This is a genomic window from Lysobacter sp. CFH 32150, assembly GCF_022758295.1.
GTDB lineage: Bacteria > Pseudomonadota > Gammaproteobacteria > Xanthomonadales > Xanthomonadaceae > CFH-32150.
Window position 1 is genome coordinate 198,785 of the sequence record NZ_JALDWJ010000001.1, and the last position, 26,236, is coordinate 225,020.

Annotated in this window: 27 protein-coding genes; 17 read left to right on the forward strand and 10 right to left on the reverse strand. The window is 64.2% G+C overall.

Annotated features, from left to right (window positions below):
- Positions 1 to 11 precede the first annotated feature (11 nt).
- The 5 genes from MO486_RS00885 to MO486_RS00905 all read right to left on the reverse strand — a co-directional run bounded on the left by MO486_RS00885 (position 12) and on the right by MO486_RS00905 (position 4,137).
- Positions 12 to 650 (reverse strand): glutathione S-transferase family protein, encoded by a 639-nt coding sequence (locus MO486_RS00885; protein WP_242903779.1) that lies wholly within the window; start codon positions 648 to 650, stop codon positions 12 to 14.
- Positions 647 to 1,198: a GNAT family N-acetyltransferase gene (locus tag MO486_RS00890; protein ID WP_242903782.1), complete on the reverse strand. Its 552-nt coding sequence runs from the start codon at positions 1,196 to 1,198 to the stop codon at positions 647 to 649. Before MO486_RS00890 ends, MO486_RS00885 begins: the two co-directional genes overlap by 4 nt.
- A gap of 49 nt (positions 1,199 to 1,247) precedes the next feature.
- Positions 1,248 to 2,015: a hypothetical protein gene (locus MO486_RS00895; RefSeq protein WP_242903784.1), complete on the reverse strand. Its 768-nt coding sequence runs from the start codon at positions 2,013 to 2,015 to the stop codon at positions 1,248 to 1,250.
- 23 nt (positions 2,016 to 2,038) lie between these two features.
- Positions 2,039 to 3,202: an acyl-CoA dehydrogenase family protein gene (locus MO486_RS00900; protein WP_242903786.1), complete on the reverse strand. Its 1,164-nt coding sequence runs from the start codon at positions 3,200 to 3,202 to the stop codon at positions 2,039 to 2,041.
- Positions 3,203 to 3,330: 128 nt separating this feature from the next.
- On the reverse strand, positions 3,331 to 4,137 hold the full coding sequence (locus MO486_RS00905) for a glycine zipper 2TM domain-containing protein (protein WP_305037353.1): 807 nt from the start codon (positions 4,135 to 4,137) through the stop codon (positions 3,331 to 3,333).
- A gap of 173 nt (positions 4,138 to 4,310) precedes the next feature.
- Here MO486_RS00905 and MO486_RS00910 point away from each other — a divergent pair, with 173 nt between their 5' ends.
- Both MO486_RS00910 and MO486_RS00915 read left to right on the forward strand, forming a co-directional pair.
- The gene (locus tag MO486_RS00910; protein ID WP_242903788.1) at positions 4,311 to 4,535 is read left to right on the forward strand and encodes a DUF6116 family protein; all 225 of its coding nucleotides are present in this window, start codon (positions 4,311 to 4,313) and stop codon (positions 4,533 to 4,535) included.
- Between the two features lie 6 nt (positions 4,536 to 4,541).
- A complete protein-coding gene (locus MO486_RS00915; RefSeq protein WP_242903790.1) occupies positions 4,542 to 5,303 on the forward strand; it encodes a TatD family hydrolase in 762 nt (253 codons plus the stop codon).
- A gap of 69 nt (positions 5,304 to 5,372) precedes the next feature.
- Here the strand turns inward: MO486_RS00915 and MO486_RS00920 are convergent, their stop codons facing one another.
- Positions 5,373 to 6,182 carry a tRNA threonylcarbamoyladenosine dehydratase gene (locus MO486_RS00920; RefSeq protein WP_242903792.1) on the reverse strand — a complete coding sequence of 270 codons (810 nt, stop codon included), beginning with the start codon at positions 6,180 to 6,182 and terminating at the stop codon, positions 5,373 to 5,375.
- A 76-nt stretch (positions 6,183 to 6,258) separates the two neighbouring features.
- Between MO486_RS00920 and MO486_RS00925 the strand changes: the two genes are divergently transcribed.
- The 5 genes from MO486_RS00925 (at position 6,259) to MO486_RS00945 (ending at position 10,415) form a co-directional block, all read left to right on the forward strand.
- Complete coding sequence (locus MO486_RS00925) at positions 6,259 to 6,672, forward strand: cytochrome c (RefSeq protein WP_242903794.1); 414 nt, start codon at positions 6,259 to 6,261, stop codon at positions 6,670 to 6,672.
- Positions 6,673 to 6,799: 127 nt separating this feature from the next.
- Positions 6,800 to 7,258 carry a glycine zipper 2TM domain-containing protein gene (locus MO486_RS00930; RefSeq protein WP_242903797.1) on the forward strand — a complete coding sequence of 153 codons (459 nt, stop codon included), beginning with the start codon at positions 6,800 to 6,802 and terminating at the stop codon, positions 7,256 to 7,258.
- Between the two features lie 103 nt (positions 7,259 to 7,361).
- Positions 7,362 to 7,832, forward strand: coding sequence for a glycine zipper 2TM domain-containing protein (locus MO486_RS00935; protein ID WP_242903799.1), 471 nt, complete (start codon positions 7,362 to 7,364; stop codon positions 7,830 to 7,832).
- Between the two features lie 206 nt (positions 7,833 to 8,038).
- Positions 8,039 to 9,139 (forward strand): M35 family metallo-endopeptidase, encoded by a 1,101-nt coding sequence (locus tag MO486_RS00940; protein ID WP_242903801.1) that lies wholly within the window; start codon positions 8,039 to 8,041, stop codon positions 9,137 to 9,139.
- Between the two features lie 178 nt (positions 9,140 to 9,317).
- Entirely contained in the window at positions 9,318 to 10,415 is a 1,098-nt protein-coding gene (locus tag MO486_RS00945) for a M35 family metallo-endopeptidase (RefSeq protein WP_242903803.1), read from the forward strand.
- A 107-nt stretch (positions 10,416 to 10,522) separates the two neighbouring features.
- On the opposite strand, the gene MO486_RS00950 is transcribed toward MO486_RS00945, so the two are convergent.
- On the reverse strand, positions 10,523 to 10,732 hold the full coding sequence (locus tag MO486_RS00950) for a cold-shock protein (RefSeq protein WP_242903806.1): 210 nt from the start codon (positions 10,730 to 10,732) through the stop codon (positions 10,523 to 10,525).
- Positions 10,733 to 10,951: 219 nt separating this feature from the next.
- Between MO486_RS00950 and MO486_RS00955 the strand changes: the two genes are divergently transcribed.
- The 3 genes from MO486_RS00955 to MO486_RS00965 are packed head-to-tail and all read left to right on the forward strand — an operon-like array spanning position 10,952 to position 13,895.
- Positions 10,952 to 11,437, forward strand: a complete 486-nt coding sequence (locus MO486_RS00955; protein WP_242903808.1) for a DUF456 family protein — start codon at positions 10,952 to 10,954, stop codon at positions 11,435 to 11,437.
- Positions 11,438 to 11,457: 20 nt separating this feature from the next.
- Positions 11,458 to 12,753 (forward strand): mechanosensitive ion channel family protein, encoded by a 1,296-nt coding sequence (locus MO486_RS00960; protein ID WP_242903810.1) that lies wholly within the window; start codon positions 11,458 to 11,460, stop codon positions 12,751 to 12,753.
- A 17-nt stretch (positions 12,754 to 12,770) separates the two neighbouring features.
- Entirely contained in the window at positions 12,771 to 13,895 is a 1,125-nt protein-coding gene (locus MO486_RS00965) for a phospholipase A (protein ID WP_242904584.1), read from the forward strand.
- Positions 13,896 to 13,905: 10 nt separating this feature from the next.
- Here MO486_RS00965 and MO486_RS00970 read toward each other — a convergent pair whose 3' ends face one another.
- Positions 13,906 to 15,423, reverse strand: coding sequence for a fumarate hydratase (locus MO486_RS00970; RefSeq protein ID WP_242903812.1), 1,518 nt, complete (start codon positions 15,421 to 15,423; stop codon positions 13,906 to 13,908).
- Between the two features lie 117 nt (positions 15,424 to 15,540).
- Positions 15,541 to 17,337, reverse strand: a complete 1,797-nt coding sequence (locus MO486_RS00975; RefSeq protein ID WP_242903814.1) for an acyl-CoA dehydrogenase — start codon at positions 17,335 to 17,337, stop codon at positions 15,541 to 15,543.
- Positions 17,338 to 17,468: 131 nt separating this feature from the next.
- Between MO486_RS00975 and MO486_RS00980 the strand changes: the two genes are divergently transcribed.
- From MO486_RS00980 to MO486_RS01000, 5 genes are all read left to right on the forward strand, one after another.
- A complete protein-coding gene (locus tag MO486_RS00980) occupies positions 17,469 to 18,062 on the forward strand; it encodes a sigma-70 family RNA polymerase sigma factor (RefSeq protein WP_242903816.1) in 594 nt (197 codons plus the stop codon).
- On the forward strand, positions 18,059 to 18,556 hold the full coding sequence (locus MO486_RS00985) for a hypothetical protein (RefSeq protein ID WP_242903818.1): 498 nt from the start codon (positions 18,059 to 18,061) through the stop codon (positions 18,554 to 18,556). The genes MO486_RS00980 and MO486_RS00985 overlap by 4 nt, the downstream gene beginning before the upstream one ends.
- A 30-nt stretch (positions 18,557 to 18,586) precedes the next feature.
- Positions 18,587 to 19,489, forward strand: a complete 903-nt coding sequence (locus MO486_RS00990; protein WP_242903820.1) for a DUF4097 family beta strand repeat-containing protein — start codon at positions 18,587 to 18,589, stop codon at positions 19,487 to 19,489.
- A gap of 65 nt (positions 19,490 to 19,554) precedes the next feature.
- Complete coding sequence (locus MO486_RS00995; RefSeq protein WP_242903822.1) at positions 19,555 to 21,444, forward strand: ABC transporter ATP-binding protein; 1,890 nt, start codon at positions 19,555 to 19,557, stop codon at positions 21,442 to 21,444.
- Between the two features lie 11 nt (positions 21,445 to 21,455).
- On the forward strand, positions 21,456 to 22,628 hold the full coding sequence (locus MO486_RS01000; RefSeq protein WP_242903824.1) for a PQQ-dependent sugar dehydrogenase: 1,173 nt from the start codon (positions 21,456 to 21,458) through the stop codon (positions 22,626 to 22,628).
- Here MO486_RS01000 and MO486_RS01005 read toward each other — a convergent pair.
- Positions 22,618 to 23,706 (reverse strand): AraC family transcriptional regulator, encoded by a 1,089-nt coding sequence (locus MO486_RS01005; protein WP_242903826.1) that lies wholly within the window; start codon positions 23,704 to 23,706, stop codon positions 22,618 to 22,620. The genes MO486_RS01000 and MO486_RS01005 overlap by 11 nt on opposite strands.
- A gap of 113 nt (positions 23,707 to 23,819) precedes the next feature.
- Between MO486_RS01005 and MO486_RS01010 the strand changes: the two genes are divergently transcribed.
- Both MO486_RS01010 and MO486_RS01015 read left to right on the forward strand, forming a co-directional pair.
- On the forward strand, positions 23,820 to 25,067 hold the full coding sequence (locus MO486_RS01010; RefSeq protein WP_242903828.1) for a parallel beta-helix domain-containing protein: 1,248 nt from the start codon (positions 23,820 to 23,822) through the stop codon (positions 25,065 to 25,067).
- Positions 25,064 to 26,215, forward strand: a complete 1,152-nt coding sequence (locus MO486_RS01015; RefSeq protein WP_242903830.1) for an SO2930 family diheme c-type cytochrome — start codon at positions 25,064 to 25,066, stop codon at positions 26,213 to 26,215. The genes MO486_RS01010 and MO486_RS01015 overlap by 4 nt, the downstream gene beginning before the upstream one ends.
- Positions 26,216 to 26,236: the final 21 nt, after the last annotated feature.

Here is a 26,236-nt window from a genome sequence, read left to right on the forward strand (position 1 = left end):
AAAATGGAAAATCAGGATTGCGCGATCAATGCGGCAGCGGTGGCATCCGGATCGGGCAGCGCCACGAAGCCTGGTGTCCGTGCCACCCGCGCCAACCAGTCACGCACGGCGGGATACGACGCGAGGGCGATGCCGCCGTGGTCCGCAACGCAGGTGTAGGCGAACAGGGCGATATCGGCGATCCCGTAACGGTCGCCGGTAAACCACGGCCGCGCCGACAAGTGCCGCTCCATCACCACCAGCGCCTGGTGTCCGCGCTCGCGCAGGCGCGGCAGATCGGCGCGGCGCGGCGAATCCAGCGGCGTCCAGCCGCAGATGAAGCGCGCGACGGCGATGTACGGTTCGTGGCTGTACTGCTCGAAGAACATCCAGCTCAATGCCTGGGCGCGTTGCCAGGCATCATCCGGAAGGTACGGTGTGTTTTCGGCAAGCCAGCAAAGGATCGCGTTCGATTCCGCCAGCACACGGCCGTCGTCGAGTTCGATGATCGGCACCCTGCCGTTGGGATTCTTCGCAAGGAATTCCGGCGTGCGGGTTTCGCCCTTGCTGCTGTCGACCTCGATCCAGCGGTACTCCTGCCCCAACTGTTCCAGCAGCAGACGTACCTTGTGGCAATTGCCGGAAGGCGAGAAACCGTAAACGGTGATCATGCCGAGGCCTTTCGGCGCGCGCGCCATTCCTCGCGGGTCTGGCCCCAGATGTCGACCTCAACTTCGTCAAACGGCGCCGGCAATCGGCCTGGCCCGCGATTGCGCGAACCGAGGCGCTGCGCCAGCAATTGCGAAGCTTGATTGTCGTGGTCGATCGAATGGATCACGTCGGTCCAGCCGAGATTGTCGAACGACCAATCGATCGCGGCCGTCGCCGCTTCCAGCGCATAGCCCTTGCCCCAGGCCATGCGCCGCAATGCCCAGCCGACTTCCGTACCCGGCCAGCCCTCCGGCTGCCAGGGACCGATGTTGCCGACCCACTCGCCGCTCGCCTTCTCGATCACGGCGAACATGCCGAACCCCTGGATCAACCACGCGCCCGGCATCTGCAGGAACTTGCGCCACGCCGCGGCGCGCGGCATGTGCCCACCGATGTAGCGGCAGGCCTCCTCATCGCCGAGCAATTCCGCAAAGCCCTCGAAATCCTCGGCGCGTTGTACGCGCAGGGTCAGGCGATCCGTTTCAAGTTGAATCTCGGAAAGTTTCATGAATGTGCATTGCCCAACGCATCACTCATACGCCATATCGCTTTTGCGATCAGCTGATCGGCACGGTGCATTTTTCGACCTCTCCAGCAATCAGACCAGAGGCTGTCAGATCCTGCTTCAGTCTCTGCCCCGCCAGAGCCTCGATGGTTTGGCGATAAGGCGCGAGCAAGTCTGCCGAAAGACTCTCAAAAGAATCGACTGCGATTTCGTTGGGTTTCAGTATTGCCCGGCAATCCGACTCGTTGAAACTGGCTCCCTCTGCAATACCCAATGGCTCCCCGGAAAATACCGACGCGTAGACGTTCGCAAATAGGTAGGCGTGCTTCGGCGTCTTTCCGTGCATGGACATTACCCCGTAGCCCTCATATGACACAGGCACGTTGAATGCGAATTTGCGCCGGTAAGTGCCGAGGATGATCGCTACCGTCGCGCCTTGTGCCGACATCTCGGCTTCCAGCCATTTCGCGAAGTCGGGGCTGGGACGTGCACTGGACCATCCCATCTTGACGTGACGGCGACTCCGGATCATCTGCAGCTGTTCATCGGGTACGGATGCGACTACAACGCGATATCCGGTGCCCGTGAGCAACTCGCGCGCGCGACCTTCAATGGTCGCGGAAAGTTTCCAATCGTTTGGGATCTTGTTTTCGTAGTTTGTAAAGGCTGTCACACCCAAATGTGTATGGGTCAGTTCTGGTTCCAGCGCATTGACCAAAAGGACAATCTGTCCGGCGTCGGTTGGCGGAATGTTTGATTTTCCCGCAGCTGGCGCCGCGATGAGCGCCAGTAAAAAGGCAATCAGCAAAGAGGATTTCACTGGGCGCGCTCGTCGGCTGTTGGTCAAAATGCATTAATTCCGGTCAACTCACGCCCGATCACCAACTGGTGCACGGTTTCGGTGCCTTCGTAGGTGATGACCGACTCGAGGTTGAGCGCATGACGGATCGCGCTGTGCTCGGTGGTGATGCCGGCGCCGCCGAGCAGGTCGCGGCATTCGCGGGCGATGTCGATGGCCATGCGGCAGTTGTTCCACTTCGCCAGCGAAACCTGCGCAGGCGCCATCTTGCCGGCATCCTTGAGGCGTCCGAGCTGCACGACCAGCAACTGCGCCAGCGTGATGCGGCGCGCCATCTCGGCCATCTTGATCTGCGCGCTCTGCGTGGCCGCCACCGGGCGGTCGAACAGGATGCGTTCCTTGGTGTAGTGCAGGACTTCGTCGAGACAGGCGATCGCCGCGCCGATCGGGCCCCAGGTGATGCCGTAACGCGCCTGCGTCAGACAGCCGAGCGGCCCTTTGAGTCCCTTCACGTTCGGTAGGCGATTGGCTTCCGGCACGCGCACGTTGTCGAAGAACAGCGACGACGTGACGGACGCGCGGAGGCTCATCTTGTGCTTGATTTCCTGCGCAGCGAAGCCGGGCATGCCCTTTTCGACGACGAAGCCTTGGATGCCCTCATCCGTCTGCGCCCAGACGATGGCGATGTCGGCGACGTTGCCGTTGGTGATCCACATCTTGGAGCCGTTGAGGATCCAGTCGCCGCCGTCCTTCCTGGCATTCGTCTTCATGTTGGCCGGATCGGAACCGCCGTGCGGCTCGGTCAGGCCGAAGCAGCCGATCACCTTGCCCGCGGCCATGCCCGGCAACCAGCGCAGGCGCTGCTCTTCGCTGCCGTAGGCGTAGATCGGGTACATGCAGAGGGAGCTCTGCACGCTGACGAAGCTGCGGATGCCGCTGTCGCCGCGCTCGAGCTCCTGGCAGATCAGGCCGTAGCTGACGGCGTTGAGTCCGGCGCAACCGTACTTTTCCGGCAACGAGGAGCCGAGCAGGCCGAGTTCGGCGATCTCCGGCACCAGCTCCTTCGGGAAACGGGCCTGGTCGAAAGCGTCGCCGATGATCGGCAGTACGCGCTCATTGGTGAATCGCGCCACGGTGTCCTGTACGGCGCACTCCTCTTCGCTAAGCAGGGAGCGGACGTCGAACAGGTCGTACGGGTGCAGGGCCATTGCGCGAACTCGGCGGGTGGGAAAGTCCGCCATTGTATCGGCCTATGCTGCAGCGCGGCACCCCCGCGCGCCCCAAAAACAGCGGGGCCGGATCGCTCCGGCCCCGCGTGCTTCGTAGCTGCTGAAGCTTACTGGCGCGCGGTTTCGGACTCGACCGCAGCGACCTGGGTGACGACCTGGCCGTCGATCACCGGCAGGCGTTCACCCGGCTTCTCATCCATGCGGATGGTGTGGTTCTCGCCTTCGTAGCGATAGGTCACGTCATAACCGATGGTTTTGTCCTCGGTGCCCAGCGCGATGCGGCTACCCGGCTTGCTGCCGGTGCGCATGGTGCCGGTGGTGCCGTCCGGATTGCGGTAGGTCACGTTGTAGCCCACGACCCGCGAGGACTGCGACGTCGACTGAACGGTGCGGCACTGGCGATCGGTACGGTTCACGACCTGGCCACCGACGTGGCGCTTGTCGATCTCGCGACCAGCGAAGCCACCGGCGACTGCACCAGCCACGGTCGCGGCCTTGCGGCCGTTGCCACCGCCGACCTGATTGCCGATCAAGCCACCGATGACCGCACCAGCGACGGTGCCGCCGACGTTGCCATCACGCTCCGGGGCGCGCTCCTGCACGACCACGTCCTCGCACACTTCGCGCGGGGTCGAGGTGGTGCTGGTTTCGCGGACCGGGTCGGTACCGATCACGGTCGCATACAACTTTTCCTGTTCGGTGATTGGTTTGACGTCGAGCACTTCGGCGTATTCGACGCGACCGCTGGCCGGGATGCTGCTATCGACGGCAGCGTCGGCGCCCAGCGCGAGGCTGGAGTCCGCCGGCGCAGCTGTTGCGATATCCGACTTGTCGCGGTTATTCATGAACGCAGCTGTGGCGACGCCGCCTACAAGCAGCGCAGCCAAAGCAATGGCAAGAGTGTTGTTCTTCATGCTGCCTCCGGCGGGGGAATTCCCGCGTTTGTTGTCCGAGTGGATTGCATCATGGTGAACCTGAACGGGCACCGATTGCCCCGATGAAACTGACGAAAGCGTGAATCACGGCACGCTCCAAGCAGGCGCGTGCTAGCGTTTGCGGCTATCCGGACAATCTCGCGGAGACCTTGATGGCCAGTCCTCTACTCGCTCCCTTCATGCGCTTTCTCGGTCGGCTCAGCTATCCGCGCCTGTTCGCGCTGACCGCCGCCCTGTTCGCAATCGACCTGGTGATTCCAGATGTGATTCCGCTGGCCGACGAGGTACTGCTCGGCCTCGGCACGTTACTGCTAGCCAACTGGAAAAAGCGCAAAACGCCAGGCCCGATCGATGCAACACGCGACGTGCCTCGTTAAGCAGGCATGCTGGTCGACAGCCATTGTCATCTCGACGCCGCGGAATTCGATGCCGACCGCGAAGTGGTGATCGCGCGCGCGCGCGCGGCAGGCGTGTACAGGCAGATCGTGCCGGCGGTCGATGCCGCCGGTTGGCCGAAGTTGCGCCACATCTGCGCCACGGGTGCAGGGCTGTTCCCCGCCTATGGCTTGCATCCGATGTACCTGGACGCACACCGGCCACAGCACTTGCTCGAACTGCGCGCTTGGATCGAACGCGAACGCCCGGTCGCAGTGGGTGAATGCGGATTGGATTACTTCGTCGAAGGCCTGGATGTCGAAGCGCAACAACACTACTTCGAAGGACAGTTGGTGCTGGCACGGGACTTCGACCTGCCCGTGATCGTGCACGCACGACGTGCGGTCGATGCAGTGATCGCGGCGGTCAAGCGCATCGGTCACCTGCGTGGCGTCGTGCACAGTTTTTCAGGCAGCGCCGAACAGGCGCGGCAGCTGTGGCAATTCGGGTTCTTGGTCGGACTGGGCGGCCCAGTGACTTACGATCGCGCCAATCGCCTGCGCAAGCTCGCCGCGACCATCCCGATCGAGTGTTTGTTGCTGGAAACCGATGCGCCGGACCAGCCAGACGCTGGCATTCGTGGTGAGCGCAACGAACCGGCGCGGCTGGTGACAGTGCTCGAAACGATCGCGCAACTGCGCAACGAAGATCCGGCCCTGATCGCGCAAGCCACCACGCGAAACGCCGAGCGGCTGTTCGACCTTTCGTAGGAGCGGCTTATAGCCGCGAGCTTTTTCGTCCAGAGCGAGAGCTCGCGGCTATAAGCCGCTCCTACGTATCTATGCCGCAGGTTTCGGCTTCAACAGGATTTCCAGCGCTTTGCCGACCGCGGCGAACGCAAACGCCCCAGTGATATGCGTCGCCGCGCCGAGCCCCGCGCCGCAATCGAGCTTCAGCGCCGCGTCCTTGCCCAGCTGCGGGCGCACGCCGCAGACACTGCCATCGGCCTGCGGATACTTCACGTTCTCCAGCGAATACACCGCCGGCACGCCGAAATAGCGGTCGGCGTTCTTTGGGAAGTTGAATTCGCCGCGCAGCTTCTTGCGGATCAGCGACAGCATCGCATCGTGTTCGGTGCGCGACAGGTCGCGTACGCGCACCTGGGTGGGATCTGTGCGACCGCCGGCAGAACCGACGGTGAGGACCGGCTGCTTGCGGCGCCGGCACCAGGCGATCGCCTCGACCTTGCTGCGGAAACTGTCACAGGCGTCGATCACCAGGTCGAAGCCGCGACCCGGGCTTCCACCGAGGATGTCGTCGAGGTTGGACGGAGTGAGGAATGCCGCCACAGGTTCGATCTCGATCAGCGGATTGATCGTGCGGCAGCGCTCGGCCATCGCCTCGACCTTGCCGCGACCGTACTGGCCCGCCACGGCCGGCAACTGACGATTGGTGTTGGAGACGCAGAGGTCGTCGGCATCGATCAGAGTGAGCCTGCCGAGCGCGGTGCGTGCCAGCGCTTCAACGGCCCACGATCCGACGCCGCCCACGCCGATCACCGCGACGTGACGCTGCGTAAGTTGTTCGACCGCGCCGCGGCCATAGAGCCGGTCGATGCCGGCGAAACGATCGCGCAAGTCCTGTCGCATCGCGCAATTGTACTGCTCGTCTGCGCGTAGCCCCCTTCTGCTATCGTGCGGCGAATTTCCAGACGGGGTGGCAATCATGGCGGGGACCGGCGCGCGTTACTTCTTCTTCCTCCTGATCGGCCTCATGGCCGGCGCGATCGGCACGGTGATGGCGATGCGCGCCTGGGATGCGCGGCGGGACCATTTCCACGACAGCCTGATGCACGTGCAGCAATGGCACGTGGACCACCTCAAGGGCAATCTCGACCAGAACCGTTGCAACGCCACCGACACCCTGCCGCACCTGCAGGCGCTGCGGATGACTTCCAACGATATCGAAGCGGCTTTCCCCGACCTGCGCGATGACGAACGCTTCAAGAAGGCAGCCAGCGAATTGCGTGGTGTCCTCGACGCCGCATCGAGCACGCCTCCGCTGAGCTGCGAGAGCGTCGGCACTACGCTGGGCAACATCCGCCAGGCCTGCAAAGCCTGCCACCAGGACTTCCGCTAAGCCCGCTTTGCGAATCCCGCTGCGCGCTGAACGCGCGCAGCGTGGTTGATCGCATGTTCACGACCCTCGCCCTAGGTTGGGTGCACGTGGTGAGGGCCACGGCATCTTCCAGCAGGAGGAGAGTCGCATGAACATCCGTCTGATCAGTACAGCCGCGATCGCCAGCCTGGCGCTGGCCGGTTGCGCTACCACTTCCCCGAGTTACGGCGGTTACGGTTCACCGCCGCCTTCCAGTTCCGCGGCCTGCTACGACTGCGGCACGGTGCAACGCATCGATACCGTCGGCACCCCACGCAGCGGCGCAACCGGCGCTGTGATCGGCGGCATCGTCGGTGCCGCCGCGGGCCGCGAATTGGCCGACGACGAGAGCAAGGGCCGCCAGAACACCGCGACTGTCGCGGGCGCTGTGGCCGGCGCCGTCGCCGGCAGCGCGATCCAGCGCAACATGAGCGGCGGCGGAACCAGCTACAACGTGCAGGTCCGCATGAACGACGGCCGCATCATCACCGTCACCCAGACCGATCTCGGCGGCATCCGCGAAGGTTCCTACGTCCGCGTCTACGACGGTCGAGCGTGGTTGCGCTGAGTGTGCAGGACCCGGTTGATCGCATGTTCATGATGCCTGGCCTAGGTTGACCCGCACGTGGTGAGGTGCGCCACGACGTTTCCATTCCACAAAAGGAAGGCACATGAACATTCGTCTGATCGGCGCCGCGGCCATCGCCAGCTTAGCACTGGCCGGCTGTGCTACCACATCGCCAAATAACAGCGGTTACGGCGGCTACGGATCCGCCCCGGCGCCGGCGAGCAGCAACGCGTGTTATGACTGCGGCACGGTGACACGCGTCGAGGAGGTCGTGCAGGGCAGCAAGGCCCCCTCTGCGACCGGCGCCGTGCTTGGCGGGATTGTCGGTGCTGTGGCCGGCCACGAGATTTCGGCACACACCGGCGGCAGCAAGGGCAACCAGAACGTCGCTACGGTTGCCGGTGCGGCAGCTGGCGCATTGGCTGGCAACGCCATCCAGAAGAACCGCGGGGTCTATAACGTTTATGTCCGCATGAACGATGGCCGGGTCGTCACGGTGACCCAGTCCGACCTCGGTGGCATCCGCGAGGGCTCCTACGTCCGCGTGTACAACGGCCGCGCTTCTCTGCGCTAATAAGTGGTTGGGACACCAAGCGAAAGGCCGCCTTATGGCGGCCTTTTCCTGTTCAACCCCGACAAGCGCGAAACATGCATGCTCGGATGCGGCGCTGAAACCGTTATCTGCTGCGCTGCAAAATGCAAGCAACTTTCATGCCGGTTAAGGTCCGCCGTCCGCATTCGCGGACCTTTGTGACCAGTTCCAATTCGGGGGTTCCATAGATGAAGCTTTCGCTCAGCCAGACCCTGGCGGGCTCGGCGGTTCTCGCCGGTGCCATTGCCGCCGCAGTCGCTGCTCCTCCCGCAAACAAGGCCAACCCGCTCCGCGTCAGCATGGTTGCCGCCACCGGCAGCGCCAGCGACTTCCTCGGGAAGGTCGACATCACGATCACCAACACCAGCCGTCACACCGTGCGCCTGCCGAAATGGCAGCTGCCGTCAGACGATGCCGAAGCCAAGCTGTTCAATGTCAGCCGCGATGGCGAGTCGGTGCAGTACACCGGCCTGCAGGCCAAGCGCAGTGACAAGCATTTCGAGGCGTCCGACTTCTTCATCCTCAAGGCTGGCGAGAGCTACCGCACCACGGTCGACCTGTCTGGTTCCTATGACATGGCCAAGAGTGGCCAGTACGTCGTGACCTACGCGGCGCCGCTGCAGTTCGCCTCACTGTCCAACGGCGAAATGCTGAAGTACGCCAATGGCCTGCCGATGGTCGCCCAGAGCGCGCCGCTGCGCTTGTGGGTGGATGGTAGCGATCAGCTCGCCAAGGGCGGCACGACGACCACCGTTGCTCCTGGTGGCGTGCAGACGGTCGGCAGTCTCGGGTATGAGCGCTGCACCACCACCCAGCAGAGCCAGCTGGTGACTGCGGTGAACTCGCTTCGCACCTATTCCGAAAACGCCAAGGGCTATCTGGCCGCGGGGACCCAGGGTGCGCGCTACACCACCTGGTTCGGTGCTTACACCAGCAGCCGTTACGCGACCGCTTCGCAGCACTTCGTTGCCATCGACGACGCAGCTGACAACCAGCCGCTGGTCATCAATTGCGGCTGCAAGAAGACGTATTACGCTTACGTCTACCCGACCCAGCCGTACAAGATCTACGTGTGCAAGGCCTTCTGGACCGCACCGAACACCGGTACCGACTCGCGCGCCGGCACCCTGGTTCACGAGCTGAGCCACTTCAACGTCGTGGCCGGTACCGACGATCACGTGTACGGTCAGTCGGGCGCGAAGAGCCTGGCGATTTCCAACCCGGACAACGCGCTCGACAACGCCGACAACCACGAGTACTTCGCGGAAAACACCCCGTTCCAGAACTGATCCTGGCGTACTCGCGATTTCCAGACGGCCCGCTTCGGCGGGCCGTTTGTTTTTCGTTATGACCTCACGAGTCCGGCTGCGTATTGACGCGATGCAAATTGCGGCCGACGGATCGGCGGGTTAGGGTCGGCTGTCCGCAACCGCGGACCTTGTCACACTTGTTTGGGGGTTCACTCTGATGAAGCTTTCGCTCAGCCAGACCGTGGCCTGTACCGCGGTGCTCGCCGGCGCCATCGCTGCCGCCGTCGCCGCGCCGCCCGCCGCCAAGACCAACCCGCTCCGCGTCAGCATGGTCGCCGCCACAGCCGGCGACTTCCTTGGCGCGGTCGAAATCACGATCATCAACACCAGCCGCCACACTGTGCGCGTGCCGAAGTGGGAACTGCCGTCCGACTTCATCGAGGCGAAGTTGTTCCAGGTCAGTCGCGACGGCCAGCCAGTGCAGTACGAAGGCCCGATGATCAAGCGAGGGGTGCCGGGGGCCGATGAGTTCGCAATCCTGCGCGCCGGCGAAAGCTATCGCACCGTGGTCGACCTCTCGGGCGCCTATGACATGGCTAAGAGTGGTCAGTACGTGGTGACGTTCGCATCGCCGTTACAGCACGCATCGCTGTCCACAGGCGAGATGCTGAAGAACAACGGACTACCGATGGTGGCGCAGAGCGCACCGTTGCGCTTGTGGGTCGACGGTAGCGACCAGCTCGCCAAGGGCAGCGGCACTGCGAACAAGGGCAAGCCAGGATCCGGCGGTACCGTAGTCAACGGGGTCAGCTACGTCGGTTGCTCGACCACACAGATCAGCGGTGCGGGCAATGCTGTGGTTTCGGCACGGGCGTATTCCGAGGATGCCAAGGGCTATCTCAACGCTGGTACGCAAGGCCCTCGCTACACCACTTGGTTCGGTGCCTACAACAGTTCGCGCTACGCCACGGTCAAGCAGAACTTCGTCGATATTGACTCGGCGATGGACCAGAGCGGCGGCCAGATCAAGATCAACTGCGGGTGCAACCAAAACTATTACGCCTACGTCTATCCGACCCGGCCGTACGAGATTTTCGTCTGCCGCGCGTTCTGGAGTGCCCCGAACACGGGCACCGACTCCAAGGCCGGCACCCTGATCCACGAAATGAGTCACTTCAATGTCGTCGCTGGTACCGACGATGTGGTGTATGGCCAGACTGGCGCCAAGCAGCTGGCGATCTCCGATCCGAGCAAGGCAATCCAGAATGCCGACAGCCACGAATACTTCGCCGAGAACCACCCATCGCAGAATTGATCCTGCGTACTGCTGAACGCAAACGGCCCGCTTCGGCGGGCCGTTTTTCTTGCGCAAAGAAAAACCCGGCCGAAGCCGGGTTTCTCACGAATCGCATGACCGTCGGATTACAGCGGCTGGACCTGATCCGCCTGCAGCCCTTTCTGCCCCTGCACGACGACGAAGCTGACCTGCTGCCCTTCCTTCAGGCTCTTGAAACCCTGCGACTGGATCGCGCGGAAGTGCACGAACACGTCATCACCATTCTCGCGACTGATGAAGCCGAAGCCCTTGGCGTCGTTGAACCACTTGACGGTACCGGTTTCACGGTTCGACATCGGTGTTGCTCCCTGGAACGGTTGGATTGGACCGCCGGCGTTTCTTGTTCGGCGTGCTGGTTCCAAGGGAGGAAGCGAGGTGCATCTACGGATCGACCGCATCAGGCCACGATTCACAGTGACCTTGGTAAACACAGCGCCCGCAAAGTACCCCGGCATTTGTGAAAATGCAACGATAGGGCGGACGATGGAAAACGCTCATCACTGAAGGCGGAAACGATGGATCCTCAAGCGGTTTATTACGCGTTGGCAGCGGTTCTGGTGCTCGTCGGTTTGGTGGGCACGGTGCTGCCTGCCCTGCCCGGTCTGCCGCTGGTGTTCGCCGGCATGCTGCTGGCGGCGTGGGCCGGGGGCTTCCAGCAGATTCCCGTCTGGGTCGTGGTGCTGCTCGGCTTGCTGACCCTGCTCTCGTTCGCGATCGATTTCTGGGCGACCGCCCATGGCGCGCGCCGTGTAGGCGCCAGCCGCAAGGCGATCATCGGCGCAGTGCTGGGCACGTTTGCGGGCCTGTTGTTCATGCCCATTGGCTTGTTCGTCGGCCCCTTCGTCGGCGCGCTGGCTGGCGAGTTGCTGCATGGACGCGAACTGCACCAGGCGGCGAAAGTCGGCCTCGGCACATGGCTCGGCATCGTGTTCGCGGTGGTGCTGAAACTCACTCTCGCCTTCGCGATGATCGGCGTGTTCACCCTCGCGTGGATATTCTGAGCGCCATGACCTTGAACAACATGACCCGACCTATCCGATTCCTGGCGATCCACGTCTTCATGTTGTGCCTGCTTGGCAACCAAGCCTTCGCGGCGCAACCGGCCGTCGCCACGACCATCGCTGCGGATCGCTCCATCGGCCAACGTCTCGACTCACGCCTGCGTGCAATCGCAACCTTGCGCGATGTGACCGCCACTGTCGAAGACGGCATCGCCCGACTCGATGGCCAGGTGATCGTCGAAGCAGATCGCAAGCTGGCCGAACGGATCGCCGGCCAGCTGGATGGCGTTCGCAAGGTCGAAAACCGCATCGAGCTCAGTTCGAAGCTGACCGACCGCTTCCAGGCCGCCTTCGACGAAGTCGCCGACAAGCTGTTACGACTACTGGCCGCGTCGCCGCTGTTGCTGGTCGCGGCTGCGATCATCCTGTTCGCATCGTGGTTCGGTCGCTTCATGGCCCGACGCATGCAGTTGAAGCGGCTGCGCAGCCCGAATCCCTACATGGATGGACTGGTACGGCGAGTCATGCAGGGATTGATCCTGCTCGCCGGCATCCTGGTCGCGCTCGACCTGCTCGGTGCGACTTCGCTGGTCGGCGCAGTCCTCGGCTCGGCGGGCGTCGTCGGCCTGGTGCTGGGTTTCGCCTTCAAGGACATCGCCGAGAACTACATCGCCGGTGTCCTGCTGAGCCTGCGCCAGCCGTTTTCGCCGGGCGACCATGTGCAGATCGAGAACCGCGAAGGCAAGGTCGTCGCGCTGACTTCGCGGTCGACCGTGCTGATGACGCTCGACGGCAGCGAACTGCGTTTGCCGAACGCACTGGTGTTCAAGTCGGTGATCCTCAACTACTCGCAAAACCCGAAGCGGCGCTTCGATTTCAACATCAGCATCGACGCCAGTGAATCGATCCGCCGGGCACAGGCGCTGGCGATCGCGGAAATCGGCAAGCTCGACGGCGTGCTCGACGATCCCGGCCCATCCTGGCTGCTGCACGAATACACGCCGAGCGGTGTCGTGTTGCGTTTCTTCGGCTGGGTCGACCAGCACCAGAGCGACCTGGGCAAAACGCGGAGCGAGGCGATCCGCCTGGTCAAGGCCGCATTCGCCAAAGCGAGCATCGAAGCGCCGCGTACGACCTATCACGTGATCAGCGAACGCACGCCAGCGGAAGATGGCAAACGCGAGCCTGGGCACGACGAAGCTGCGCGTGTCGATACATCCGTCAATCGCGACATCGACCAGCAGCTGGCAGCCGCGAGGCGCGCCAGTGACGACGCCAACCTGCTCGATGGCAGCGCAAAAGGGACCTCGCCATGAACCGCGCGATGCTTGCGATGGCGTTGGCCACGGTCTCCGGCTACTGCGCCGCGCAAACCGCCAAGCCCAGTACCGCAGAAGCCTGTCTTGCGATCGAAAACGATGCCGAGCGCCTGGCCTGCTACGACAAGGTGCTCGGCCGTAAGCCGAAAGATACGCAGCAGGCCGACATCGCCGCGAAGGAAGCCCAGGCGATCCGCGAGAATCTTGAGCTCGGCGACGCGATCGAGGCACCTGCAGATACCAACGGAACGCGATCACGCAAGCGCGCAGCGAGCGACCTGTACCGCAACGACGATCCGCTCGCAGTTGCCGTCGCCAATGCCGGCAAGGGCTCGCTACTCGACAGCCGCTGGGAGCTGGCGAAGGACTCCAAGCTAGGCACGTTCAATTTCCGCGCCTATAAGCCGGTCTATCTGCTTCCGGCGTTCTGGAGCAGCAACCAGAACGAATTGCCGTACTCCCCGAATCCGCGCAACACCGTGACCACGCCACAGTCGCTGACCGACGTCGAAGCCAAGTTCCAGCTCAGCTTCAAGACCAAGGCGATCGAGAACATCTTCGGCGACAACGGCGATGTGTGGATGGCCTACACCCAGAGTTCGCGCTGGCAGGTCTACAACGGCGACGAATCGCGACCGTTCCGCGAGACCGATTACGAACCCGAAGTGCTGTTGGCATTTCGCACGAACTATCGCGTCGGCGGCTGGGCCGGGCGGTTGTTCGGCGTCGGCATCAACCACCAGTCCAATGGCCGCCCCGATCCGCTGTCGCGCAGCTGGAATCGACTCGTCGTCAACATCGGGTTCGATCGCGAGGACTGGGCACTGATGTTGCGGCCATGGTGGCGCATCCCCGACGGTCGCGACGACGATAACCCCGACATCAGCAACTACGTCGGGCGCGGAGACCTGACCCTGGTGCATCGACGCGGCCGCAACGAATTTTCGTTGATGGGCCGGCATTCGTTGCGCAGCGGCGATGCCGCGCATGGCGCCTTCCAGTTCGACTGGGGTTTCCCGATCAGCAGCGCGTTGCGCGGACACGTGCAGGTTTTCGACGGCTATGGTGAAAGCCTGATCGACTACAACCACCGAGCCACTTACTTCGGGCTCGGTGTGTCCCTGCTGGAATGGTATTGATCGAAGGTGGTTACTCGACCACCACCGGAATCTTGCCGATCCGCGCCTGCCACTCGCGCGGACCCGTCTTGTGCACCGACTCGCCGACGCTGTCGACCGCAACGGTCACCGGCATGTCCTGCACGGTGAATTCGTAGATCGCTTCCATGCCGAGGTCGGCGAAACCGACGACCTTCGAAGCCTTGATCGCCTTCGACACGAGATAGGCCGCGCCACCGACCGCCATCAAGTAGACCGACTTGTGCTTCTTGATCGCGTCGATGGCCACGGGACCGCGTTCCGCCTTGCCCACCATGCCGAGCAGTCCGGTCTGCGCCAGCACCTGCTCGGTGAACTTGTCCATGCGCGTGGCCGTGGTCGGGCCCGCCGGGCCAACGACTTCATCGCGCACCGGATCGACTGGACCGACGTAATAGATGAAACGGCCCTTGAAGTCGACCGGCAGCGGCTCGCCCTTGTTGAGCATGTCGACCATGCGCTTGTGCGCGGCGTCGCGACCGGTGAGCAGCTTGCCGTTGAGCAGCAGCACTTCGCCGGGTTTCCAGCTGGCGACTTCCTCGGGCGTGACGTTATCCAGATCGACGCGACGACCCTTGCTGGCGTCGTAGGTCAGCTGCGGCCAGTCTTCCAGCGACGGCGGATCGAGCATCACCGGGCCGCTGCCATCCAGCGTGAAATGCGCATGCCGCGTCGCCGCGCAATTCGGAATCATCGCCACCGGCAAATTCGCCGCATGGGTCGGGTAATCCTTGACCTTGATGTCGAGCACCGTGGTCAGGCCACCAAGACCTTGCGCACCGATGCCGAGCGCGTTGACCTTCTCGTACAACTCGAGGCGCAATTCTTCGGCGCGGTTGGATGGCCCACGCGCCTGCAGATCGGTGATGTCGATCGGCTCCATCAGCGCCTCCTTCGCCAGCAGCATCGCCTTTTCGGCGGTGCCGCCGATGCCGATGCCGAGCATGCCCGGCGGGCACCAGCCCGCGCCCATGGTCGGCACGGTCTTGAGCACCCAGTCGACGATGGAATCGGACGGGTTGAGCATCGCGAATTTCGACTTCGCTTCCGAGCCGCCACCCTTGGCCGCGACGATCACGTCGACGGTGTTGCCCGGCACGACCTTCACGTTGACGACGGCCGGCGTGTTGTCCCTGGTATTGCTGCGTTTCCCGGCGGGATCGGCCAGCACCGACGCGCGCAGTTTGTTGTCCGGATGGTTGTATGCGCGACGCACGCCTTCGTTGACCATGTCCTCGACGCCCATGGTCGCGTCGTCCCAGCGCACGTCCATGCCGATCTCGAGGAACACGGTGACGATGCCCGTGTCCTGGCAGATCGGTCGGTGGCCTTCGGCGCACATGCGCGAGTTGATCAGGATCTGTGCGATCGCATCCTTCGCCGCGACGGACTCCTCGCGCTCATACGCAGCAGCGAGATTCTTGATGTAGTCGACCGGGTGGTAATACGAGATGTATTGGAGGGCGTCGGCGACGCTCTGGATCAGGTCTTCTTGCTTGATGTTCGTCACGTGCGTTACGAAGGCTGGCGCGGGGCCGCAATTCTAACGTAGGGCGGGTCTTGACCCGCCGCACCATGTGATGATTGTCGCGGCACGTCAATGCGCGATGGCGGGTCAAGGCCCGCCCTACAGCAGGCTCGCGTCGCTGTCGAGCACGAGACGATCGCCGCGGGCCACCAGTTTTAGCGCATGGCGCTTGGTTGGCAGCTCCCACTCGATGAAGTAACGCGCCGCGAGGCGCTTCCCACGCAGGAAATCGCGTGTGCTTTCCGGCAGGTTCGCCTCGTCGAGGCGACGGCCGGCGACGAGGGCCTGCTCCAGCCACAGCCAGGCGATGACCACGTGACCGAAGGCGTCGAGGAACAAAGTCGCGTTGGCCAGTGCCGCGTCGAGATCACCCTTGCCGGCGATACCAGCCACGGCTTGCACGCTGTTCGCGATCTCCGGCAACCAAGCGCCAACCTGTTGCGCCAGCGGCGCCAGCTCGGGATCGGCCGCGGCACGTTGCAAGGTTTGTTCGATACGTTGCGACAGCAGGCCCAACGCGCGGCCTTGATCGGCAAGAATCTTCCGCCCAAGCAAGTCCAATCCTTGAATCGCAGTTGTGCCTTCGTGGATGGGATTGAGTCGGTTGTCGCGCCACATGCGCTCGACTGGGAAATCGCGCGTGTAACCCGCGCCGCCGAGCACCTGGATCGCAAGATCGTTGGCTTCCAGCGCATAGATCGAAGGCCACGCCTTGACGATCGGCGTAAGCAGGTCGAGCAGACTCTTGGCCTCGCGCGCCGCGACTTCGTCGCCACTGTGCAACTCGTCGGTCAAGCGTGCGGCGTACAGGCACAAGGCCAGCGCGCCCTCGACCTGCGCCTTCGACTTGAGCAGCATGCGGCGAACGTCCGCGTGCTCGATGATCGGGCGCATCGGCAAGCTCGGGTCGTTCTGGCTCGGTGCGCGTCCTTGCGTGCGCTCGCGCGCATACGCCAGCGCGGCCTGATAGCCCGCGTAACCGATGACCGCGGCGCCGATGCCGACGCCGATGCGCGCCTCGTTCATCATGTGGAACATCTGCCGCATGCCCTGGTGCGGCTCACCGATCAGATACCCAACGCAAGGCGCGTGCTCGCCCAGGTTGAGCAGGCAATTGGTGGTACCGCGGAAACCCAGCTTGTGATTGAGGCCGGCCAGTTCGATGCCGTTGCGCTCGCCGACCTGCCCGTCCGCAGTCACATGGCGACGCGGCACGATGAAAAGCGAAATGCCCTTGGTGCCGGGCGGACCGCCGGGAATCTTCGCCAGGACGAGGTGGACGATGTTGTCCGACAGTTCGTGGTCGCCGCCGGAAATCCACATCTTCGTGCCGCGCAGTTGATAACTGCCATCGGTCTGCGGCGTCGCGCTGGTGCGGATATCGCCAACGCTGGAGCCGGCATGTGGTTCGGACAGGCACATCGTGCCGAACCAACGGCCCTCGACCATCGGCGGCAGGAAACGTGCGCGCTGCTCGTCGCTGCCGAACGCGCGGACCAGGTCGGCTGCGGCCTGGGTCAGGAATGGATAGCCGTTGGTGCTGGGATTCGCTGCGCTGAAGCTGCCGCCGATCGCGCAGGCCAGCGTATACGGCAGCGCCAGGCCGCCTTCTTTCAGCGGCGCCATCTGGCCGAAGAATCCTGCCTCGCGATAGGCCGCCAACGCAGCCGCGATTTCAGAAATCAGCACCACCTTGCCATCGACGACGTGCGGCTCGTTGGCATCGGCCTTGGCGGCGTGCGGCGCGAACATGTGCTCGGCCAGTTCGAGCGCCGCGTCGAGCATGGCATCCATGCTGTCGCGGTCGAGATGCGCGTACTGGGGACGTTGCACGAGGCTGTCGATATCGAGCCAGTCGTGCAGCATGAAGTCGAGGTCGGCGCGTGGCAGGGACATAGGTGGCGACGGTGGATGCGGCGATCGATCATGCCACGCCACCACCGGCGCAGGTCACTGATTCCCGGCGAGCCGGCCGGCGCCTGGCCCGCGGCTTAAACCCTGCGCCTCGGGAGCGCATCGGACTGGTTATGCTGACCGCCGCCGTGACCAACTGGACCCCGACCGAGACGCCGAGTCCGCCCGCCGAGGATGCCGACCGCGTACTCGCGCGTTCGGCTTCGACTGGCGATGTCGCCGCATTCGAGGCCTTGTACCGTCGCCATAGCGGCCGCGTGCATGGCGTCATTGCGCGACTGGTCGGGGGCCATGGTGCCCGCGCGGAGGACCTGACCCAGGAAGCCTTCGTCCGTGCCTGGCAGGCGTTGCCTGCGTATCGCTTCGAAAGCGCCTTCAGCACCTGGCTGCACCGGCTGGCGGTCAATACGGCATTGATGGAACTGCGCTCGCGCCGAAGCCGGCCGCAGGCCAGCGATGACGAAGATGCGCTCGACGGCATCGGCAGTATCGATTCCGCCGGGCATGTCACCGCGCTGACGATGGATCTCGAGCGCGCCGTGGCGACATTGCCGCCCCGGGCACGCGCGGTTCTGGTACTGCACGACGTCGAAGGGTGGAAACACGAAGAGATCGCCACCGAACTCGGCATGGCGGTCGGTAGTTCGAAAGCACAATTGCATCGTGCGCGTGGGTTGTTGCGCACGCGCCTAGGAGGTCACGCATGAACACTCACGACCACGACAACGACATGCCGGACACCCTGCGCTGGTCGCTGCGCGGCCTGCGTCGCGAAGAACAGCCGCAGCACGATCTGTGGCCGGCCATCGCGCAACGCATCGCCACCATGCCGCAAGTGCGGAATGCGCCATCGCAACCTGCCTGGCGCCGCTTCGCACCGTTGGCGACCGCGGCCGTGCTGGCACTCGCCATCGGCGTGGTCTGGCAGTTGCGTCCGGTGCAACAAGGCGCGGCCGATCCCACATCAGCCCTGCTCGCGCAGGAAGCCGATGCAATGACCCGCGAATACCAGGCCGCTTTGCACGAACTCGACAGCACTGCTGCCAACAAAGCCACCCCTGCCCTGCGCGAACTCGATCGCAGCGCCGCCCAGATCCGTACGGCACTGACCCGCGCTCCCGATGCGCGCTTCCTGCTCGAACGCCTGCAACGCACCTATGCCCGCCGCCTCGCGCTGACCCAGCGTCTGGTGCTGACCTAACTCGCAACATAGATTCACCGGAGAACCGCCATGACCCGTCGCCTGCTCACCCTGTCCCTCCTGGCCTGCTTCGCTGCACCTGCGGCGTGGGCCGCCACGCCGATCAACCAGACTCGCCCGCTCGATGCACGCGGCAAGGTCGAGATCGAGAATCTCAAGGGCCGCATCCAGGTGCGCGTCTGGGACAAACAGGAAGTCCACATCAGCGGCAGCCTGGGCCAGGGCGTGGAAAAACTTGTCATCGAGGGCGATCGCCAGCACCTGGTGGTGCGCGTGCAGTACCCGAAGCGCACCGGCTGGGGCAGCGACAACAAGAGCGAACCCACCGAGTTGTTGTTGAACGTGCCGCAATTCGCCGATCTCGAGATCGAATCGGTCTCGGCCGAAGTCGACGTCGTCGGCACCGCAGGGAGCGAACTGGACATCGACAGCGTCAGCGGTGATGTCGCCGTCGCAGGCGCGCCGAAGCAAACCAGCATCGACAGCGTCAGCGGCGAGCTGGACCTCACGCTCAACAGCGCCGACGTCAGCGTCGAGACCGTCAGTGGCGACATCCGGCTAAGGGGCCGTCTCAATGGCGAAGTGCATACAGAAAGTGTGTCTGGCACCGTCCTGATCGACAGCAAGGGCCAGCGCCTCCATCGCGTCTCCACCTCCACGGTCTCCGGCGACGCCGAGGCGCAAATCGCGCTCGCCGATGGCGGTACCTTCAAGGCCGAATCGGTCAGTGGCGAAGTGCAACTGCGACTGCCGAAATCGCTGTCGGCGCGGGTGTCGGCCGAAAGCTTCAGCGGCGACATCAGCGCCCCTGGTGCGCAAGTTGAAAAGCCGAAGTACGGCCCCGGCTCCAGCCTCGAACATCGCTACGGTAGCGGCAACGGCGAGATCCGCATCGAAACCTTCTCCGGCGATGCCGAACTGATCCTCGAATGATGTGACGCCGGCAAGCGCTGCCGGCGTTTCACCCGTTACTGATCCAACCCGGGCATCATCCGCGGATGCCCGGCCCAGTCCCCGCAGCAACCAGCCCTACTCCCGACTCCGGCAAGCGCAGCAATCCCAGCCTGCGCGAACGGGTCAGCGCCCTGCGCAACATCCCGCCGTTCCTGCGCGAAATCTGGGCGACGAGCAAACCCCTGACGTTCGCCAGTCTCGGCCTGCGCCTGATCCGCGCACTCCTGCCGATCATCACGCTGTACATCGGCAAGCTGATCATCGACGAAGCGGTGAGGCTGGTCTCACTCGGCCTCGTGTTCGAGACCTTGGGCGAAGCCTGGCGCAGCGGCCAGTTGAACCACCTGCTGATCCTGCTTGCGATTGAATTCGCCCTCGCCATCCTGTCCGACCTGCTCGGTCGCCTGGTGAGTTACGCCGACGCGCTGCTGTCGGAACTGTTCACCAACGCCACCAGCGTGCGCCTGATGGAGCACGCCGCCACGCTCGACCTCGAGGACTTCGAAGACCCGGACCTTCAGGACAAACTCGACCGCGCCCGCCGCCAGACCATGGGGCGGATGAATCTGATGAGCCAGTTGTTCGGCCAGGCGCAGGACGCGATCACCGTCGTCGGCTTCGCCGCCGGGCTGCTGATCTACGCACCGTGGCTGATGGTGCTGCTGGCCGTGGCGCTGATCCCCGCCTTCGTCGGCGAGGCGCATTTCAACGCGCTCAACTATTCGCTCAATTTCCAATGGACACCGGAGCGGCGCCAACTCGAATACCTGCGGCAGATGGGCGCCAGCGTGGAGACGGCGAAAGAGGTCAAGATCTTCAACCTCAACCGCTTCTTCATCACCCGTTTCCGCCAACTGTCCGACAAGTTCTACGCCGCCAACCGCGCACTCGCAGGGCGGCGCGCGTTCTGGGGCACGCTGCTCGCCGCGCTGGGCACGCTCGGCTACTACGTTGCCTACGCCTACATCGCATGGCGCACGGTCAAAGGCGACTTCAGCATCGGCGACCTGACCTTCCTCGCCGGCAGCTTCCGCCGTCTGCGGCAGCTACTGGAAAGCCTGTTGATCGGGTTCTCGCAAGTCGCCGGACAGGCGCTCTACCTCGACGACCTGTACTCGTTCTTCGAGATCGTGCCGGAGATCGCATCGAAACCCGATGCAATGCCGGTGCCGCAACCGATCCGCAAGGGCTTCACGTTCGACAACGTCGGTTTCCGCTATCCGGATGCGGAGAAATGGGCGCTGCGCGGCCTCAACTTCGAACTCCACGCCGGCGAAGTGCTTGCCCTCGTCGGCGAAAACGGGGCCGGCAAAACCACCCTGGTAAAGCTGCTGGCACGACTGTACGAACCGGACGAAGGCCGCATCCTGCTCGACGGCCGTGACCTGCGCGAATACAACCTCGACGACCTGCGCGCCAACATCGGCGTGATCTTCCAGGACTTCGTGCGTTACCACCTCACCGCCGGCGAGAACATCGGCGTCGGCCAGATCGACGCGATGCAGGACGAAGTGCGGATTCGCGAAGCGGCGCGACGTTCGATGGCCGACGAAGTCGTCGCCGGCCTGCCACGCGGTTACAAACAGGTCATCGGCCGGCGTTTCAAGGATGGTGTCGACCTGTCCGGTGGCCAGTGGCAGAAGATCGCGATCGCCCGCGCCTACATGCGCGATGCACAGGTGATGATCCTCGACGAACCGACCGCGGCACTGGATGCGCGCGCGGAGTTCGAGGTATTCCAGCGCTTCAAGGAACTGTCCGAAGGCAAGACCGCCGTGCTGATCTCGCATCGCTTCTCGAGCGTACGCATGGCTGATCGTATCCTTGTCCTGGCCGAAGGCCGGCTGGAAGCCTCGGGCACGCATGAACAACTGCTCGCACAAGGCGGGCGTTACGCTGAACTGTTCGAACTGCAAGCCGCCGGTTATCGCTGAAGGAGATCTTCATGTTCCGCATCTCGCTCGCAATCCCCCTCCTGGCCCTTGTCGCCTGCCAGTCGCCGGCGAACGGATCGACCGACGCCACCGCAACCGGCACCGCTGCGCCAGCGCAGTCGTCCGGCAGCGACAAAGGCGACTTCCGCATCACCGAGATCGCCACCGGCCTCGACCATCCCTGGTCCGTGGCGCTGCTGCCCGATGGTGGGTTCCTGGTCACCGAACGTCCCGGCCGCCTGCGCCATGTCGGCGCAAATGGCGCATTGTCGGCCCCCATCGCCGGCGTGCCTGCGGTGTGGGCTCACGGCCAAGGCGGCTTGCTCGATGTCGCACTTGCACCCGACTTCGCGACATCCAGGCGCATCTACCTCAGCTATTCGGAAGCTGGCGACGACGACACCGCCGGTACCGCGGTCGCACGCGCCACCCTCGGCGATGGCGCGCTCAGCGCTGTCAGCGTGATCTACCGGCAACAACCGAAGCTCGGCGGCGGCAATCATTTCGGCTCGCGCTTCGCCTTCGACAAGGCCGGCCACATCTTCATCAGCCAGGGCGAACGCAACGATCGTCCGACCGCGCAGAAGCTCGACATGCTGCAAGGCAAGCTGGTGCGGCTGCATCTCGACGGTCGCGTGCCGCGCGACAACCCCTTCGTCGGCCGCAAGGACGCGCGTCCCGAGATCTGGAGCTATGGCCATCGCAACATGCAGGGCCTCGCATTCGATCCGCGCACCGGCAAGCTCTGGGAAAGCGAACACGGTCCCCGCGGCGGCGACGAGATCAACCTGCCGCAGCCCGGCAAGAACTACGGCTGGCCGATCATTACCCACGGCATCGACTATTCCGGCATCAAGATTTCCGAATCCGTCGGTACTTCCGCGCCCGGCATGGAACAACCGCACCACTTCTGGGCGAAATCGCCCGGCCTCAGTGGCATGGCGTTCTATACAGGCCGTCCTGGCACGCCCTGGAACGACAGCCTGTTCCTCGGTTCGCTCGCCGAAAGCAATCTCATCCGTCTGCGCTTGGAAGGCGACCGCATCGTCGGTGAAGAACGCCTGTTGACCGACCTCGGCGAACGCATCCGCGATGTGCGCGTCGGCAGCGATGGCAATGTCTATGTGCTGACGGATGCGGACGACGGCAAGTTGTTGCGGTTGGAACCGCCTGCTAGGCGCTAGCCGCCCCGCCCCGTCCCGACCGCAACGCACGCGGTGCGACACCCGTCCAGCGCTTGAACGCGCGGCGGAATTCGCGCGCATCCTTGAATCCAACGGCGATGCCGACCTGCGCGATGCTCGTGCGCGGATCGACGAGGAGCCTGCGCGCCGCTTCGCTGCGCACGCGATCGTGGAGCGCGGTGAAACTGGTCTGCGCGGCCTGCATCTGCCGGCGCAGGGTGCGTTCGGTGAGGTGCAGCTCGGCAGCGATGTCGACCAGCCGCGGGTTGTCGGCCAGGCGCTGGCGCAGCAACCGCTCGACCACGGCGACCACTTCGCTGCTGGCGCGGGTGCCCGGCATCTGTGCCTCGCACAACGCGATGATCTGTTGCGCGCTCGCCGCGTTGTGCGCGGGCATCGTGGACGCCAGCCACCGGGAATCGAGCAGTACGCGGTTGCGCGCGCAACCGAAGCGCACGTCGCAACTGAACGCCGCGGCGTAGTCGCTGGCGTAGTCGGGTGCGGCGTAGGCCAGTTCGAGGCGTTGCGGCCGGAACTCCGGGCCGAGCAGGCCGCGGCACAGTTCGAGCGAGCTGACGAACAATTCCTCGCACAGGAAGGGCTCCAAATCGGGATCGTGGTCGCGCATGCGCGCGATCACTGCGACGGACTCGCGGTCCTCTTCCAGCGCGAGCTCCATCATCGCGCCGGTGATTGGCGCGTAGTGGATGCCCCAGCGCAGCGCCTGCGCGAAATCCGGCGCCGTCAGCATGGCGAGGCCTAGCAGGCCGAAGCTGCCGATATCCTGCCCCGTGCCCAGCACCAGGCCATGGCCGCTGCCCGGAAGGCTGCGCAGGGCGCGACGGATGATCAGGGCGGCCTGGCGGTAGGACAGATAGGGCAGCGCATCGGCGGAAAACTGTGCTGGTCCCAGTCGCAGGCCGACGAACCAGGCGTCGCAGGCCACCCCCTGCTCGCGGGCCATCGCGACCAGGCCTGCCACGATGGTGCTCTTGATATTGGCCTGGCTCAGGCGCGGGTCGAGCGCGGCAGTGTCCAGTGCGGCGATGTCGAGACTGATGGTGTCCTGATCCTGCATGCGCAACCGTCGCTTGTCCGTTTTGCCCCCCAGAGTATGCCGCCTTTGCCCTCCAACCAGGCGCGGGTTTCGTTACAGACTTGTGAACATTCCAGGGTCAAGGCGGAGTACGGATGAGGCCGAACGCAGTGAAGACAGCCATGCTCGGCGTCGCCATGGCAGCCGTGCTGGCCGGTTGCCAGCGACAGGACGCAGCCCATCGCACGGTCGACCACGACTACCAGAAGGTGCTGATCGAGCGACTGCTCGATGCCAAGGCTGGCGACGTGATCGACATCCCCGCCGGCGTCTATGCCTTCGACCGCAGCCTCAACCTGCGCGTGGACGGCGTGACGCTGCGCGGCGCCGGCATGGACAAGACCGTACTCAGCTTCAAGGGCCAGAAAAGCGGCGCCGAGGGCCTGCTGGTCAACGCGGGCAACTTCACCATCGAGCACCTCGCGATCGAGGACAGCAAGGGCGACGGCCTCAAGGTCAACGAAGGCGAGAACATCACCATCCGCGGCGTGCGCGTGGAATGGACCCGCGGCCCGCACACGGACAACGGCGCCTACGGCCTGTATCCGGTGCAGACCAGGAACGTGCTGATCGAGGATTGCGTGGTCATCGGCGCGTCCGATGCCGGCCTGTATGTCGGCCAGTCGGACAACATCATCGTTCGCCGCAACCGGGTGGAGCGCAACGTCGCCGGCATCGAGATCGAAAACAGCACCAATGCCGACGTGTACGAGAACATCGCCACGCACAACACCGGCGGCATCCTCGTCTTCGACATGCCCAACCTGCCGCGGCGTGGCCACAGCACGCGCGTGTTCAAGAACCAGGTGAACGAGAACAACACCGACAACTTCGCACGCAAGGGTGCAGCGGTGGCGAGCGTGCCGGCAGGCTCGGGCGTGGTGCTCAACTCCGCCGACAAAGTCGAGATCTTCGACAACGACATCAGTGGCAACAAGACCGCCAACGTGATCGTGTCGAGTTACTGGTCCACCGGTTACATGAACAAATATGGCGTGTCGAAGGATTACGACCCGTACCCGGAAGAGGTGTACGTGCACGGCAACCGCTTCAAGGGCGGCGGCGATTCGCCGGACGGGTTCGACCTGAAGGCGCTGAAAGTGGCGATGTTCGGGTTGAACGGCCGTCTGCCCGACGTGTTGTGGGACGGCTACGCGAACAACAAGCGCGCGCTGGGTCCGCAGATCTGCATCGACGGTGCGTCCGGCGTGCTCAACGCCGATGGACCGAACAAGTACAAGAACCCGGCCCTGATGGGCGCTCGCATGCGCTGCACGTTGCCGCGCTTGCCTGCGATCGCGCTGCCTGGCGACGGCAATGAAGGAAAGGCACCATCGGCATGAAGCGAGGGGTGTTTCCTGGCTGCGCGGTGTTGCTGGCGGCGCTGATGGTTTGCGGTTGCGTACGCACTGCGCCGGCCGGAGTCCAGTTCCATGCGCAGGGCCAGCCAGCGAAACTGAGCGACTGGCACGTCGTGAGCGCGGACGGGAAACGTTTGCGCCTCAACACCGGCGTCGAGCCGTACGCACTCAACACCGCGCTGTTCAGCGATTACGCGCACAAGCTGCGCACGCTCTGGCTGCCACCGGGAACGAAAGCGCAATACGCGCGCGACGAAGCCTTCGACTTCCCAGTCGGCACCATCATCAGCAAAACCTTCTATTACCCGCGTGCCGAAGGTAGCGACGCGGTGTTGCGCGTCGCCGAGCAATCCGGCGAGAGTCGCGAAGGCCTGGACCTGGGCAAGATGCGCCTGATCGAAACCCGGCTGCTGGTGCGCCGCAAGGAAGGCTGGATTGCCTTGCCATATGTCTGGAACGCCGAACAGACCGAAGCCACGCTGGCGCGCGCGGGCGACATCGTGCCGCTGGAGCTGCGCGAGCCGGGAGGCGATGCGCAGTCGATCGGCTATCAAGTCCCCGACGTGAACCAGTGCGCCGGCTGCCACGCCACCGACAACAGCACGCGTGCGATCCAGCCGATCGGCCTGCGCGCGCGCCATCTCAATCGCGACGACCCCTGGCATCCGCGCGAGAACCAACTTGCGCGGATGGCGAAGCTGGGGCGCCTCGACGGACTGCCCGCATCGGACATCCCCCGCAATGCGCGTTTCGACGACGCCCATGCATCCGTCGAAGACCGCGCCCGTGCCTACCTCGACGTCAATTGCGGCCACTGCCACAGCGCGAAGGGCCCGGCCGACACTTCCGGTCTCTGGCTCGACGCGCCGACGCGCGATCCCATCCGCCTCGGCCTGTGCAAACCGCCGGTGGCGGCGGGCCAGGGGACCGGCGATCACATGTTCGACATCGTGCCGGGCCGGCCGAACGATTCGATCCTCGTCTATCGCATGGATAGCCTCGACCCCGGCGCGATGATGCCCGAGGTCGGCCGCGCTACCGTGCATGAGGAAGGCGTCGCCCTGATCCGCGACTGGATCGCGGCCTGGCTGGGGAATTGCAGCAATGCCGCAGTCGCATCACGGGAATGAAAGCCGAGGTCGCAAAGCGGC

Bases quoted from the DNA above. Each gene is read 5' to 3' on its own strand.
- MO486_RS00885 (WP_242903779.1), bottom strand. From the start codon at position 650: ATGATCACCGTTTACGGTTTCTCGCCTTCCGGCAATTGCCACAAGGTA.
- MO486_RS00890 (WP_242903782.1), bottom strand. From the start codon at position 1,198: ATGAAACTTTCCGAGATTCAACTTGAAACGGATCGCCTGACCCTGCGC.
- MO486_RS00900 (WP_242903786.1), bottom strand. From the start codon at position 3,202: ATGGCCCTGCACCCGTACGACCTGTTCGACGTCCGCTCCCTGCTTAGC.
- MO486_RS00905 (WP_305037353.1), bottom strand. From the start codon at position 4,137: ATGAAGAACAACACTCTTGCCATTGCTTTGGCTGCGCTGCTTGTAGGC.
- MO486_RS00910 (WP_242903788.1), top strand. From the start codon at position 4,311: ATGGCCAGTCCTCTACTCGCTCCCTTCATGCGCTTTCTCGGTCGGCTC.
- MO486_RS00915 (WP_242903790.1), top strand. From the start codon at position 4,542: ATGCTGGTCGACAGCCATTGTCATCTCGACGCCGCGGAATTCGATGCC.
- MO486_RS00920 (WP_242903792.1), bottom strand. From the start codon at position 6,182: ATGCGACAGGACTTGCGCGATCGTTTCGCCGGCATCGACCGGCTCTAT.
- MO486_RS00925 (WP_242903794.1), top strand. From the start codon at position 6,259: ATGGCGGGGACCGGCGCGCGTTACTTCTTCTTCCTCCTGATCGGCCTC.
- MO486_RS00930 (WP_242903797.1), top strand. From the start codon at position 6,800: ATGAACATCCGTCTGATCAGTACAGCCGCGATCGCCAGCCTGGCGCTG.
- MO486_RS00935 (WP_242903799.1), top strand. From the start codon at position 7,362: ATGAACATTCGTCTGATCGGCGCCGCGGCCATCGCCAGCTTAGCACTG.
- MO486_RS00940 (WP_242903801.1), top strand. From the start codon at position 8,039: ATGAAGCTTTCGCTCAGCCAGACCCTGGCGGGCTCGGCGGTTCTCGCC.
- MO486_RS00945 (WP_242903803.1), top strand. From the start codon at position 9,318: ATGAAGCTTTCGCTCAGCCAGACCGTGGCCTGTACCGCGGTGCTCGCC.
- MO486_RS00950 (WP_242903806.1), bottom strand. From the start codon at position 10,732: ATGTCGAACCGTGAAACCGGTACCGTCAAGTGGTTCAACGACGCCAAG.
- MO486_RS00955 (WP_242903808.1), top strand. From the start codon at position 10,952: ATGGATCCTCAAGCGGTTTATTACGCGTTGGCAGCGGTTCTGGTGCTC.
- MO486_RS00960 (WP_242903810.1), top strand. From the start codon at position 11,458: ATGACCCGACCTATCCGATTCCTGGCGATCCACGTCTTCATGTTGTGC.
- MO486_RS00965 (WP_242904584.1), top strand. From the start codon at position 12,771: ATGGCGTTGGCCACGGTCTCCGGCTACTGCGCCGCGCAAACCGCCAAG.
- MO486_RS00975 (WP_242903814.1), bottom strand. From the start codon at position 17,337: ATGTCCCTGCCACGCGCCGACCTCGACTTCATGCTGCACGACTGGCTC.
- MO486_RS00980 (WP_242903816.1), top strand. From the start codon at position 17,469: ATGCTGACCGCCGCCGTGACCAACTGGACCCCGACCGAGACGCCGAGT.
- MO486_RS00985 (WP_242903818.1), top strand. From the start codon at position 18,059: ATGAACACTCACGACCACGACAACGACATGCCGGACACCCTGCGCTGG.
- MO486_RS00990 (WP_242903820.1), top strand. From the start codon at position 18,587: ATGACCCGTCGCCTGCTCACCCTGTCCCTCCTGGCCTGCTTCGCTGCA.
- MO486_RS00995 (WP_242903822.1), top strand. From the start codon at position 19,555: ATGCCCGGCCCAGTCCCCGCAGCAACCAGCCCTACTCCCGACTCCGGC.
- MO486_RS01000 (WP_242903824.1), top strand. From the start codon at position 21,456: ATGTTCCGCATCTCGCTCGCAATCCCCCTCCTGGCCCTTGTCGCCTGC.
- MO486_RS01005 (WP_242903826.1), bottom strand. From the start codon at position 23,706: ATGCAGGATCAGGACACCATCAGTCTCGACATCGCCGCACTGGACACT.
- MO486_RS01010 (WP_242903828.1), top strand. From the start codon at position 23,820: ATGAGGCCGAACGCAGTGAAGACAGCCATGCTCGGCGTCGCCATGGCA.
- MO486_RS01015 (WP_242903830.1), top strand. From the start codon at position 25,064: ATGAAGCGAGGGGTGTTTCCTGGCTGCGCGGTGTTGCTGGCGGCGCTG.